This is a genomic window from Herbidospora solisilvae (assembly GCF_009901565.1).
In the GTDB taxonomy this organism is placed as follows: Bacteria; Actinomycetota; Actinomycetes; order Streptosporangiales; family Streptosporangiaceae; genus Herbidospora; species Herbidospora solisilvae.
The window spans coordinates 645,619-658,803 of sequence record NZ_WXEW01000002.1 but is presented as its reverse complement, the minus strand read 5'-3'; the positions used below and the strand labels follow the sequence as shown (position 1 = coordinate 658,803).

Annotated in this window: 10 protein-coding genes; 4 read left to right on the top strand and 6 right to left on the bottom strand. The window is 70.5% G+C overall.

Annotation, left to right across the window (positions count from 1 at the left end):
• Positions 1-130 precede the first annotated feature (130 nt).
• From GT755_RS08740 to GT755_RS08725, 4 genes are all read right to left on the bottom strand, one after another.
• Positions 131-559 (bottom strand): transcriptional regulator, encoded by a 429-nt coding sequence (locus GT755_RS08740; RefSeq protein ID WP_202609766.1) that lies wholly within the window; start codon positions 557-559, stop codon positions 131-133.
• Between the two features lie 37 nt (positions 560-596).
• The gene (locus GT755_RS08735; RefSeq protein WP_161479177.1) at positions 597-2,414 is read right to left on the bottom strand and encodes a M14 family metallopeptidase; all 1,818 of its coding nucleotides are present in this window, start codon (positions 2,412-2,414) and stop codon (positions 597-599) included.
• Positions 2,415-2,527: 113 nt separating this feature from the next.
• Positions 2,528-5,464: an AAA family ATPase gene (locus tag GT755_RS08730; RefSeq protein ID WP_161479176.1), complete on the bottom strand. Its 2,937-nt coding sequence runs from the start codon at positions 5,462-5,464 to the stop codon at positions 2,528-2,530.
• A 9-nt stretch (positions 5,465-5,473) separates the two neighbouring features.
• On the bottom strand, positions 5,474-6,178 hold the full coding sequence (locus tag GT755_RS08725) for a hypothetical protein (protein WP_161479175.1): 705 nt from the start codon (positions 6,176-6,178) through the stop codon (positions 5,474-5,476).
• Positions 6,179-6,628: 450 nt separating this feature from the next.
• Here GT755_RS08725 and GT755_RS08720 point away from each other — a divergent pair, with 450 nt between their 5' ends.
• Positions 6,629-7,387 (top strand): SDR family NAD(P)-dependent oxidoreductase, encoded by a 759-nt coding sequence (locus GT755_RS08720; protein ID WP_161479174.1) that lies wholly within the window; start codon positions 6,629-6,631, stop codon positions 7,385-7,387.
• A gap of 7 nt (positions 7,388-7,394) precedes the next feature.
• Here GT755_RS08720 and GT755_RS08715 read toward each other — a convergent pair whose 3' ends face one another.
• Entirely contained in the window at positions 7,395-8,444 is a 1,050-nt protein-coding gene (locus GT755_RS08715) for a glycosyltransferase (protein WP_235966203.1), read from the bottom strand.
• A gap of 307 nt (positions 8,445-8,751) precedes the next feature.
• Between GT755_RS08715 and GT755_RS08710 the strand changes: the two genes are divergently transcribed.
• The 3 genes from GT755_RS08710 to GT755_RS08700 all read left to right on the top strand — a co-directional run bounded on the left by GT755_RS08710 (position 8,752) and on the right by GT755_RS08700 (position 11,850).
• A complete protein-coding gene (locus GT755_RS08710; RefSeq protein ID WP_328794249.1) occupies positions 8,752-9,546 on the top strand; it encodes an NAD-dependent epimerase/dehydratase family protein in 795 nt (264 codons plus the stop codon).
• Positions 9,547-9,606: 60 nt separating this feature from the next.
• Positions 9,607-10,884 carry a polysaccharide biosynthesis tyrosine autokinase gene (locus tag GT755_RS08705; RefSeq protein ID WP_161479172.1) on the top strand — a complete coding sequence of 426 codons (1,278 nt, stop codon included), beginning with the start codon at positions 9,607-9,609 and terminating at the stop codon, positions 10,882-10,884.
• A gap of 138 nt (positions 10,885-11,022) precedes the next feature.
• On the top strand, positions 11,023-11,850 hold the full coding sequence (locus GT755_RS08700; protein WP_161479171.1) for a hypothetical protein: 828 nt from the start codon (positions 11,023-11,025) through the stop codon (positions 11,848-11,850).
• A 72-nt stretch (positions 11,851-11,922) separates the two neighbouring features.
• Here the strand turns inward: GT755_RS08700 and GT755_RS08695 are convergent, their stop codons facing one another.
• Positions 11,923-13,146, bottom strand: coding sequence for an ABC transporter ATP-binding protein (locus GT755_RS08695; protein ID WP_030454235.1), 1,224 nt, complete (start codon positions 13,144-13,146; stop codon positions 11,923-11,925).
• Positions 13,147-13,185: the final 39 nt, after the last annotated feature.

Sequence of the window (13,185 nt, the reverse complement as noted above, 5' to 3'; positions counted from 1 at the left end):
GTCCTTTCCTGGGTGGCGCACGCATACGAAAGGCCCGAATGAGGGCATGACGAAACGCCAGGTCAGATAGGGCGGAATCAATCGCCTGTGCTGAGCTTCCAGGAAATTTCCGGTCAAAACCGGCGGTATATCATTTCCGGTCTGATGCCCTGAGGGCACGCACGACTGCGAGTACAGTCGGCAGTTCGTCGTCGCCGAGCGACTCGACGAGGTCGCGCAGCTGCTGCCGGATCGCGCCCGGATCGTGCGCCAGCCATCTCCCCCGGGGCCGCCGCGGCCCGAGCAGCGCGACGAGCGAGTCGGCGGGCAGGCCGAGGATCGACTCCAGTTCCCGCACCGCCGCCAGCGACCGCGACCGCTCCGGACGGGAGCGGCCGCGCTGCCAGTTGCTGAGGCTGGCCAGGCTGACGTGGGCGCCCCGCTCGGCGAGGCGGACGTGCAGGCGCTCCAGCGACAGGCCCCGGGCCGCGATGGCGGCCCGGAGCGCGCGTTCGAACGGTCCGGTGCGGAGCAGGACGGCGAGCTCCCGTTCGGGGCCCCGCGACCGGTCGTTAATCACACATGCCACGTTTACACCGGTAAGGGTAGGTAGTCCATTACTGCTGAGTGATCTTCACATCATCCACGGCGGCCTCGACCAGTGAGGCGGTGCCGGTGTCGGCGGCGCTGACCGTGATCTGCACGTTCTGGCCCGCGAACGCCGACAGGTTCACCGACGCCGTCGCCCACGCGCCGTTGCGGTTGCTGGCCGCGCCGAGCTGCTGGAACACCTGGGTGCCGTTGACCGAGACGCGCAGGTAGTCGGTGTTGGAGGAGTTGCTGCCGTGGGCTAAGTACCACGAGAACGACAACGTCAGGGTGCCGGTGGCCGGCAGCGTGATCTGCGGGGAGCGGATCGAGGTGACGCCGCCGTCGACGTCGTGGTCACCCGCGGCGGCTCCCGCGAGCGGGCCGGTGACCAGGTCGAAGGAGCCGCTGACGGTGGTGCCGAGCTGCTTGGCGCCGCTGGAGGTGGTGTCCTCGGGGTTGGCCCGGGTGAACTGGCCGAGGGTGGCGGTGTCGGTGCCGAGCGGGTTGGCGGTCCAGCCGGTGGCGGTCTCGAAGTCGTCGTTGTAGACGGTGACGGCCGGCGGGCCGCCGCCGCAGTACTGCGCCTGCTTGCCGATCACCTTGTAGACGCAGTCGGCCGCCTCCAGGAACTGCAGCGTGGCCTCGCGGTTGCGGGTGGTCTGCGGCACGATCGCCTCGTCGGGCGGGTAGAAGCCGGGGTTGGACGCCACCGGGTACATCTCGAAGGTGTAGGAGAAGATCTTGTACGCCCCCCACATCCAGTCGTCGATCGAGCCGTCGGTGATGTAGAGGTCGCTGGCCTGCTCGGGCGTGTAGCCGTTGGTGGCGGCCATCTGCTGGCCGAGCACGGCGTGCGCGTCGCGGTCGTCCTGGGTCAGGCCCGGGGCGGTGTTCGCGGTGGTGTAGCCGTAGGGCCACAGGATCAGCTCGCCGTAGGAGTGCCAGTCGATGTGCGCCTTGATCTGCTGCACGCCGCCCACGACCCGGCCGCGGACGAAGTCGGCCACGGCCTTGACCTCGGGCGCCGACTCGGCCGACGGGCCCCGGTAGGTGTCCGACGACGTGGTGCCGGACGACCCGCCGCAGCAGCCCCAGTTGTAGGCCCAGTTGCGGTTCAGGTCGGTGCCGATCGCGCTCGACCCGCTGTTGGGCTGCCGGTTCTTGCGCCAGCTCCGGTAGGAGCCGGTGGCGATGTCGTACTCGCTGCCGTCGGGGTTCATGTTGGGGACGATCCAGATCTCCCGCGAGTTCACGATGTCGGTGATGCGGGAGTCGGAGCCGTAGGAGTCGGTGAGCAGGTTCAGCAGGTAGACCGCCATCTCGACGGTCAGGTGCTCACGGGCGTGCTGGCTGTGGGTGAACAGCACCTCGGGCTCGTTCTCGTCGGTCGCGACGTTGTCGCTGATCTTGAGCGCGAACAGCTCCCGGCCCTGGTACGACGTGCCGATCGAGACCTTGCGGATGATCGACGGGTGGGCCGACAGGGCGGCGTTCACCACCGTGTTCAGCTCGGCGAAGTTGTGGTAGGCGCTGTCGGCGGGCGGGAAGTCGAGCGGCTGGGGCACGGCCGGGGCGAGCCGGTTCGGCGCGGCCTTGACGGTGTGGCCGAGGGCCCGGATCGCCGCGAGCTCCTCGCTCGTCGCGGTGACGACGATCCGGTCGGCGGCGACCTCGTCGATGGCGGCACCCGTCTGGGCGACGGCGGTGCGCTGCTCCTGGGTGCTCACACCCTCGACGGTGTACTGGCGGTTGGGCGGGGGTTCGGCCCCGGCTCCGGCGCTCGTCAGTCCCGTGGTCAGGACCAGGACGATCAGTGTGAGAACAACTGTCAGGCGCTGCTTCATTCGACAAAAGTGAATCGGCCCCGCCACGGAGGCAAGGCCGACTCACGATCTTCCGTCAAGTCCGTCGTCCGGAGTGCTCAGGACGGCGCACGCTTGGTTCAATTCTGTGTTTTCTACTTCTCCCGGCCGTCGTACCCGAGCAGCCTCATGGCGACTTCGGGGTCCATCGCGGCGGCGAGGAGCTGGGCGCGCTCGTTCGCCCGGTCCCTGGCCTCCTCGGCCCGCCGCCGGTTGGCCTGCTGGGCGCGGATCACCCCGACCACGATGGCCAGGACGGCGACGATCCCGAGCAGGATCAGGAAGAACACGATGACCGTGCCCGTCGGCAGCCCCGGCACCACCTCGGTCGCGCCGGTCATGGTCCCGCCGGAGGCGGCGATCACCACGAGCACCAGCGCGGCCAGCGCGAGCGCCGCCCCGAACAGGCCCCAGAGCAGACCGCGCGAGCGCGAGCCCTCTGACTTGACCGCCGTCGCCTCGGGCGGCGGCGGGGGCGGCAGCGGGGAGCCGTTGCCCTTCGTGTTCGCCCACGGGACGAAGTCGACCGACCCGTTCCCATTGGCAGGGATGATCTCACCGGTGATCGTCCCGGCCGGGGCGAAGGCGGGCACCACGCCGTTGCCGCCGGCGACGCCGGCCGGCTGCAGCGACAGCTGACGCACACGCGGCATCGGCATCGGAGCCGTCACCTTCGTGTGCCCGCGGTGCGCCTCGACGGCCGCCTCGTGATAGTCCTCGAGTTCCCGCTGGAAGTCCTCGTCGGCGTAGACGCTGCCGTCGACGAGCGGACCGCTGGTGCGCTCGATGACGGCCATGACGTCTTCGCCGTTGAGGGTCTTGTGCGTCTCCAGCGCGTGGGCGACGGCCAGGACCTCGGCGCGGTTCTCCTTGAGCAGTTCCTCGGTCTTCTCCAGCATCCGGGTGAGCAGGAACTCGATCCGGGTCGAGGCGCCGCCGGGCTCGATCTCGTTCTGCCGGTCGGACAGGTTGGGCGCGAGGAACCCGATCGTCCCGCCCGGCGACTTGCGCCGCTGGTCGGGGCTGCCCATGCCCAGGCCGAGTTCCTGGAGCGCGGGCAGCGCGGAGACGCCGGCGCCCATGCCCCAGTGGGTCTCCATGAGGCCCGCGACGTAGGTCGCGCTCATGAGGTCGCCCGAGACGCCCGAGGAGTTGTCGTCGCCGAAGAACATGCGCTCACCGGCCAGCGAGGCGACCGACACCATGATGTCGGACTCGTGCTCCGACCTCCACCGGGTGAACTGGTCCTCCGGCTTGATGCTGGAGACCATGCCCAGGTAGTCGGCGCCCTTCTCGATCGTCGCGATGTCGATCTCGAGGTGCTGGCGGGTGCGGTAGGCGACCACCGCGTGGCAGGCCTCGTGGACGGCCACCGCGTGGCGCTCGCGCTCGATGTACTCGACGTCCTCGGGCGGGCCGAGCTGCTTGAGCCGCTTGGCCTTGGTGACGTCGGCCCAGGTGATCACCTCGCGCCCGTCGCGGATCGCGGTGATGAGGGACTCGTTCACCAGGTCCTTGATCGTCGCGCCGGTGGCGTAGGGGGTGATCGTGGCGAGCTTGTCGATCTGCTCGTCGGTCAGCTCGTGCCGCACCTTGCCGAAGTAGCCCTGGTAGGTGCGGATGCGTCCGGGCTTGGACGGATAGCCCACCTTGTAGATCCGGTCGATACGGCCGGGCCGCAGGAGCGCCTCGTCGAGCGCGTTGGGCATGTTTGTCGCCATCATGACGAGGATGCGGTACTTGGGCGGCGGCTTGGGGCGCATGCCCAGCAGTCGCCGGACGTGGCGGTTGACGATGCCGCGTGGCTTCTTCAGGCCCGACAGCTCGGTGAGCAGGGCCTGGAGGGTGCCCATGTCACCGCCGCCGCCCATCATGTTGCCGCCCATCATGAAGCGGCTGCGGCGGCCCGTGTCGGGCGCCTCGACCGCGCGGGAGGCGGCGAACGACTGGTGGAACAGCGTGCTCTGCGCGCCTTCGGACAGGTAGGAGAAGCCGTGGCAGGCGTCGCCGAAGGCGGGGCTGAAGCCGCGGCCGGTCTGCGGGCCCTGCTGGGCCAGTGAACCTCGCCGCCCGAGTGAGTCGGCCTCGTCGAAGAAGACGATGACGCCGCCGTACCGCAGCGCCAGCTTGCGCAGCTTGCGGAACAGCGACTTCACCTTCAGGATGCCGATGCCCATGAACATGTTCGTGAAGGCGCCGGGGTCGACGAACACGTACGGCTTGCCGGTCTCGCCCGCGACGGCCTCGGCCATCAGGGTCTTGCCGGTGCCGGGCGGGCCCCACAGCAGGAGGCCGCTGGGCACGTAGCCGCCGCGCTGCTCGATCTCGTCGGGCCGCTCCAGGAAGACGATGTTCTCCTTGACCCGCTCGACCACGTGGTCCTGGCCCCAGACGTCGTCGAAGCGCGTCTTGATGTCGTCGGGGAAGTAGGTCTCGACGCCGCCCCGGGAGAGGAACCAGAACAGGCCGATGAACTGGAACACGATGAAGAAGAACGCGAAGGCGAGCTGCGCGATCATCGGCATCGCCTGCCACAGCAGCGCCGGGGCCTGGAACAGCGCCATGACGGGCGACACGTCCCCGGGCAGGACCTCGGCGAGGATGAAGGCGATGAGCGTGATCCAGAAAACGACCTTGATCGCGCGGGACAACCGGTAGCGGGTCCAGTCGCTGAACCTGCGGTGCACCCAGCGGTCGAAGCCGCCGAAGATGCCCTTGGTCCACAGGCGGTGGTAGCCGGCGGAGCGTTCGGAGATCAGGAAGTGGATCTGGCGGATCAGGTCGATGCCGATCAGCCAGAGGATCCAGCCGGTCGCCTCGGCCTGGTAGACCACCGCGTCCCAGAAGGTCATGACACCTTCGAACTCACCCATCGTCTTGACGGTGAGGATGAGGAACGCCGCGACGAGGAAAATGATGATCTTGGAGCGATCCCAGAACGCCATCTTCTTGCGGGTGCGCGGATCCCTGTCGTCGGGACCCGAACCGGGTGGCCGGAGTCCCTCGTATTGCGGCGGGGAAGCCGTCTTCATATGGGCTCCTTACCCGAGGTTGTTCTTCACCTTGAACGACTGCGCGATGGAGTCGAGCTCGGCCTGGCGCTGCTGGAAGCAGGTCGCGGAGCAGCGGATCAGGAACGTCGACATGGTGCCGCCGTCGGCCGACAGGTAGCCCGTCTGCTGGAACGTCTGCAGCGGGCCGCCCATGTAACGGAGGCTGAACTGCACCCGCACGCCCTTCGCGCCGTTGTCGCCCTCGAGCACCTCGTCACGGGTGAGCTCGAAGTTCTTGAACGGATATTCCTTGTTCTCTTCGTTCTTGGCGCGTTCTTCGGCGGTGGCCGCGACGGGGAAGCCCATCACGTTGCGCAGGGCGTTCAGCGAGACGTCCTGCTGCTGCTCCTCGGAGAGGGTGTTCACCATCGCGAACGCGAACGGTTCGTCGGCGCCGCCCGGCCCGGCGGTCATGATGTGGTCGATCGACGGCTGGGTGTGGCCGTCGTAGGCGGCGGTCCAGATCTTCTGTTTCAGCACCTGGGCGGTCGCCGAGGACGGATCCCCGAGGAGCGCGGCGTCCACCGCGTCCTGGTCGACCTTGTGCCAGGTGGCGGGGACTTTGAAGTAGGTGCTGCCGCCCGAGTCACGGACGAATGTGTATTGCGAGCCGCCGCATCCGGCCAATCCGGCGATCATCGCGGCGACCCCGAAGGCCGCCGCCGCGCCGGACCCCGCCCGCCATCTCTTCACAGGGCCATACCTCCGCTTTGCGGGTCTACGAGGTAGTAGTGCCCGTTTTCCAAGTATCCCCTTACCGGGACTGTTGTTACATCTTGGAAAACTTGACCAAATCTTGCCCGAAGCTTAGCTGCACTTGTGACGTGATCAAAGGGCGGCGGGGGACCGCTGGTTCCAAACGTCAACTTTGCGCGGCAGCGTAGGCCGCATGGCATAAGCCAGGCGTAAGCGGCACTTTCCCCCAGATCGACCATTGATACACGAACTGGCGAAGCTTATGTGACCTGAGCCGTGGGGACGAATCGGGACGGCCCTGACCTGCGACATCGCCGCTTATGTATTCCGGGAAAGGCGATATCGGTCCCATCGAAAGGGATGAATCATGGCGTACCGGATTCTCGGCATGGCCGTGCGCCCGGCGAGCCGGGGCGGGCCGATCGGCAGGGGGCTAGGCTGCGGGCCATGCCCACCGCACTCGTCACCGGCGCGACCGCCGGGATCGGCGCGGCGTTCACCCGCCGCCTGGCCGCCGACGGCTTCTCTCTCGTGCTGGTCGCCCGCGACCGTGACCGGCTGGCTGAGCAGGCCGCGTTCCTCGGCCGCCGCTACGGCGTGCACGCCGAGGTGCTGCCCGCCGACCTGTCGTCCGACGACGGCCTGAAGATCGTCGAGGAGCGGCTGCGCGAGGGGGTCGACCTGCTGGTCAACAACGCCGGCTTCGGCAACCGGGCGATGTTCCTCAGCGCGCCGGTCGACGACGAGCTCACCATGATGAAGGTGCACTGCGAGGCGGTGCTGCGGCTCACCTACGCCGCCCTGCCCCACATGCGGGCGAAGGGCCGGGGCGGGGTGATCAACGTGGCCTCGGTGGCGGCGTTCTTCACGCGGGGCACCTACGGCGCGTCCAAGGCGTGGGTGGTCAACTTCAGCGGCGCCGTCGCCGCCGAGACCTCCGACGACGGCGTGCGGGTGATGGCGTTGTGCCCCGGCTTCGTGCACACCGAGTTCCACCAGCGGGCCGGGATGGACACCACCAGCATCCCCGAGTTCCTCTGGCTGGAGGCCGACCCCGTCGTGAAGGCGGCGATGCGCGACCTGGCCCTCGGCAAGGTCGTCAGCGTGCCCGACCTGCGCTACAAGCTGGTCGTCGGCGTGGGGCGGCTGCTGCCGCAGAACCTGACCGCCCGCATCTCCACCCGGATCGGCCGCCGGTTCAAATAGCGCGGTCTCAGGCCCGGCCCTCCTCGTGCAGCCGCACGTAGAGGGCCGAGACCTCGTCGACGAACCGCGACTGCCCGAAGTAGAGCCCGGCCCGCTGGGCGGCGGCGTCGCCCAGGCGGCCCGCGTAGCCCGGGTCGCGCAGGATGCGCACGACCGAGGCGGCCAGCAGCCCCGGGTCGGGGTCGGTGAGCAGACCGGTCACCCGGTCCTCGACGACCTCCGGCACCCCGCCGACCCGCGTGGCGACCGCCGGGACCCCTGACGCGGCCGCCTTGAGGAGGTCCAGCGGGATGCCCTCGTAGTCGCTCGTCAGCAGCATGACGTCGGCGGCGGCGTGGATGATCTCCAGGTCGGTGCGGCGGCTGAGCCAGGCGACGGCGTCGCCGAACCTGACCGCCTTGGCCCGCAGGTCGGCGGCCAGATCGCCGCCGCCGCAGACGAGGACCTTGGTCATCGGCAGGCCGCGCAGCACCAGCGCGACGGTGTCCAGGAACCGGTCGGGCCTGCGGTTCCTGGTGACCTTCCCGACGAACGCCACGACGGGGACGTCGGCCGGCAGCCCCAGCCGGGCCCGCGCGACCTCCCGGTCCGGCCGGGGGGCCATCCGCACGCCGGGCCGGACGACGGCGTACTGACGCGGGGTGCCGATCCCGGCGGCGAGCAGGTCGTCGCGGACCAGGGCGCAGTCGGCGACCAGCCGTTCGCTGATCCGGGCCAGCCGCCGCTCGATCACGGTCCGGCGCGGGTGGACGTCGAAGGTGTGCACCCGCGCCGGGACCCGGGCCATCGTGGCGGCCGTCCGGCCGAGCGCGCCCGCCCTGCCGGTGTGGGTGTGCACGATGTCCGGCCGGAACCTGCGCATCTCGGCCACCAGCCGGGCCAGCGCGCGCGGGCCGTCGTCGGGGATGGTGCGCGCGCGTTCGTGCATCGTGGTGGTGTAGAGACGCTGCTCGAACCGGCCGGGATCGAGGTGGTCGAGCAGCGTGACGGCCTGGAGCGCGGGCCACCCCGTGTCCAGTCCCGTGATCACCCGCATGACCCTGATGCGCTCGCCCATCACTGGCCCCCGTTTCGACCTGTTGCGGTATGTCTGCCCGGCGGGCAGTCTCGCCCAGCGCGGGGCGTTGATGGGGCTTTTACCGGCTGGCCTGTCATGCGCTTGCGAAGGATTAGCGGCTCGTTTGCCATGGTGGGCCGGTTTGCCCCGTTATGGGGAGGGCGCTCGACCCGGCGGCGTCTCCATCGAGTACGTGCGCGGGTCGCCAATAATCCGCAAAAGGCGGCGCAAGCCCGCGCGTGGCTGTGCCGGCCCGCGCCGACGGCGTCTCTACCGTCTCTCTCGCCCACTGACAGCGAGGAGCACCGTGGCGCACCATCTGATCACCGGGGGCGGCGGCTTCGTCGGCTCGCACCTGACCGGGGCCCTGCTGGCCCGGGGCGACACGGTCACCGTGCTGGACGATCTGTCCACCGGCTCCCCCGCCAACCTCCGGCACCTGCGCGGGCATCCGTCGTTGCGGTTCGTCCAGGGTTCGGCGCTGGACGCCCCGCTGGTCGGCGACCTGGTCGGCGGGTGCGACGCGGTCGTGCACCTGGCCGGCGGCGAGACGGTGCTCGACGCGGCCCGGCGGCACGGCCGCAAGGTGCTGGTGGGCACCGACGACCACGCCGCGGCCTTCTCCGCCGGGGAGACGCCGCGCGGGGAGACGTACCGGACGGAGAAGGACCTGCTCGTCGTGGTGGCCCGGCTGTTCGACGTGGCCGGGCCGAGGCAGCGCGACGAGCACCTGGTGCCCCGGCTGATCCGGCAGGCGCTGGCCGGGGCGGACCTGGTGCTGCCCGGCGACGGGTCGCAGACGCGGTGCCTGACCCACGTCCGCGACGTCGTCGAGGCCCTGACGCTGCTGCTCGACGAGCCGTTCGCCCTCGGGGGCATCTTCGACGTGGGCGCCGACGACGGGGTCAGCGTGCTGGAGCTGGCCAAGGCGATCGTCGAACTGGCCGGGAGCCCGTCGGGCATCACCTTCCACGGCGGCGCCCCCGAACCCGGCTTCCGGGTGGCCGACGCGTCGCGGCTGCGCGCGCTGACCGGATGGCGGCCCCGGCGGGACCTCGACGAGATCCTGCTCGACACGATCAGCGAGGCCCGCGTCCGGTGAACCCCGCGATCGTGCCGACCCGCGCGTGCCCGCCCCGGTCCATCGGATGGCGGTGACGGTATGACGGAACATCTCCGGCTGGTCCGCCGGGGCTGGTGGATCCTCCTGCTGGCCGCCGTCGGCGGCGCGGCGTGCGCGCTGCTGGTGACCGGGCAGATGCCGGTCAGGTACGCGGCGGCCGTGTCCCTTATGGTCGACCAGCGGGGCTCGGCCGACCCGCTGTCGCAGCAGCGGGTGAAGTCGTACGCCCGCCTGGTCACCAGCCGCCGCGTGCTCCAGGAGGTCGCCACGGCCGAGCGGCTCGACCCGGCCACGCTCGACGTGCGGTCGGAGGTCGTGCCCGGCACGGTGCTGCTGCGCGCCATCGTCACCGACGGCGACCCCGACCGGGCGGCCCGTGTCGCCAACCGCATCGGCGGCGAGCTCAGCGGCCTGATCCACACCCTGGAGAGGCGCACCGCGATCAGCGTCACCGTGATCGACCGGGCCACCCCGCCGGCGAACCCGGTCTCGCCGCGTCCCCCGCTCAACGTGGCGGCCGGGATCCTGCTGGGCCTGGTCTTCGCCTACGGCCTGCTGATGCTGCGCTCCCGCCTCGACACCACGATCGCCGACAGCGACGACCTCGCCGCGGCGACCGGGGCGCCCACGCTGGGGGTCGTCGGGCGGGACCGGCGACGCCCCCTGATCGTCGCGGGCGGCCAGGCCGAGGCCTTCCGCGCCCTGCGGACCAACCTGCGGTTCGTGGGCGAGGACGGCGGGCCGCGCTCGCTGCTCGTCACGAGCTGCGGTCCCGGTGAGGGCAAGTCGACCCTGGCGATCAACCTGGCCCTCGCCGTCGCCGGGACGGGCCGGCGGGTCGCGCTCGTGGACGCCGACCTGCGGCGTCCGTCGGTCGCGCGGCAGCTGGGGCTGGAGACCCGCTCGATGGGCCTGACCGACGTGCTGGCCGGCTCTGCCCGCCTCGCGGAGGCCCTCCAGCGCCGGCCGGACCTCGACGTGCTGCCCGGCGGCCCGATCCCGGCCGACCCGGGCGAGCTCGCGGGTTCGCCCGGGATGCGGCGGGTGATCGCGGACCTGGCCGCCGACCACGACCTGGTCGTCGTCGACGCGCCCCCGCTGCTCCCGGTCAGCGACGCGGTGGTGCTGGCGACGGCGTGCGACGGGGTGCTGCTGGTGGCCCGCGCGGGCCGCACCCGCCGGGAGTCGCTCGCCCAGGCGGTGGCCCGGCTCACGCGGGTCGACGCGCGGCTGGTCGGCGGCGTGCTGAACTTCGCTCCGGTACGGCCCCGCTCGCCCTACCCCGAGGAGCGGGCCCGGACAGGCGGCTTCCGCTGACCGTCCACGGACGACGACGCGGAGCCGGCGGGTAAAACGGCGCGGTGCCCGCACGCCGCCGGGCCGACAGTGCGGGAAGGGGGGCGCCCCTCTCCGGTCGTCGGAGAACCGGTGTCGGCTCCCCGCAAGGAGAGACCGTTGAACACCCGATTCAGAACCGTCTTACTCACCCTCGCCCTGGCCGCCGGGTTCGTCACGGCCTCGGCCGGTCCGTCGTCGGCCGACGTCCCGGGGCACGTCATCGTCGCCGAGGTCAGCGAGAGCAACTCCGACGACAAGGGCGCCGAGGTACGCTGCCCCGACGGCACCCGCGTGCTCGGCACCGGCGCCGAGATCACCCGTGGCGGCGGCTCGGTCGTCATCGACGAGGTCATCCCGACCGCCTTCACGGTCAGCGCCTACGGCGTCGAGACGCCGACCGGCACGACCGCGGCGTGGACGATCCGGGTGTGGGCGGTGTGCGGCACCCCCCGCACGAGCACCTACATCCGCTACCAGACGACCGCGTCGCACCCCAATCCGAAGACGCTCGGGCTCGCCTGCCACGAAGGCGACTGGCTGCTCGGCTCGGGCTACCAGCTGGAGGGTGCCCGGGGCAACGTGAGCGTCACCGCGCTCATCCCCACCCTCGACGACGTCTTCGTGGAGACCAAGGAGAACCACCGGGGCTATGCCGGCAACTACTACCTGAGGGTGTTCGCGATCTGCGCCGAGGACGCCCCGGCGGGGCTGCGGGTCCTGTCGGAGGAGAGCGAGGAGGACTCGGACGACAAGGGCGCCATCAGGGAGTGCCCCGCCGGGACGCGGACGCTGAGCGCGGGCTTCTCGATCCCCGGAGCCGCCGGTGAGACCGTGCTCACCTACTTCATCCCGACCGACGGGACGGTCATCACGTACGCGAACGAGCTGAGCGGCACCAGCCGGGACTGGAGCGTCCGGTCGTACGCGACCTGCGCGGACGAGTGAAAGGACAGAGCCCGCCCGGCCGAACGGAGGGGGGAAGCCGGCGGGGCGGGCTCTGCCGTGAAGGGGATGCCGTCAGCGGCCGACGTTGGCCGGGTGGCCGATGGACAGGCCGCTGTCGACGTCGAAGAAGTGCAGGTTGTGCGTGTCCACGACCAGCTCGATGTTCTGGCCGGGGCGGACGTGGCTGCGGGCGTTCACGCGGGCGGTCCACAACGACTTGTCGCCCGTGAGCGGCAGGGCGGCGGCCTCTTCCTCGTCACCGTCGTTGGCGGCGGCGACGGTGTCCTTGTGCTCGACCGGCGGGGCGTCGATCGTGAAAAGGACGTTGATCTCGGAGCCGAGCTCCTCGGTCACGTTGGCCTTGACCGGGACGCGGGCCCAGCCGGCGGAGGCGCCGTTGGCGGCGACCGCGTCCTCGAAGTCGGAGGGGCGGATGCCCAGGATGATGCGCTTGCCGATGTAGCGCTCGAGGCCGGCCTTCTCGGCGAACGCGGTGTCGGGGACCGGGAGGCGGTAGCCGGCGAAGGCCACGGCCGCGCCGGCGCCGTCGCGGACCAGCTCGGCGTAGGTGAAGTTCATCGACGGCGAGCCCATGAAGCCCGCGACGAAGAGGTTGACCGGCTTGTCGAACAGGTTCTGCGGGGTGTCGACCTGCTGGAGGATGCCGTCGCGGAGCACGCAGACGCGGTCGCCGAGGGTCATGGCCTCGACCTGGTCGTGGGTGACGTAGACGGTGGTGACGCCGAGGCGCTCGTGGAGCTGGTTCAGCGAGGCGCGCATCGAGACGCGGAGCTTGGCGTCGAGGTTGGACAGCGGCTCGTCCATGAGGAAGGCCTGCGGCTCGCGCACGATGGCGCGGCCCATCGCGACACGCTGGCGCTGACCACCGGAGAGGGCGGCCGGCTTGCGCTTGAGGTACTGCTCCAGGCCGAGCATCTTGGCGGCCTCGTTCACGCGCTTGGCGATCTCGGGCTTGCTCATCTTGCGGAGCTTGAGGCCGAAGGCGAGGTTCTCCTCGACCGTCATGTGGGGGTACAGGGCGTAGTTCTGGAACACCATGGCGATGTCGCGGTCCTTCGGCGGGAGGTGGTTGACCACCCGGTCGCCGATGACGATCTCGCCGCCGCTGATGTCCTCAAGCCCGGCGATCATGCGCAGGGCGGTCGACTTGCCGCAGCCCGAGGGGCCGACGAGAACCATGAACTCGCCGTCCTTGATCTCCAGGTTGAGGCCGTTCACGGCCTTGACCCCGCCCGCGTAGATCTTGTCGACGTTGTTCAGAACGATAGATGCCATGCCAGTCCTTCGCGCTCCGGAAGGCACGCGCGGACCCCG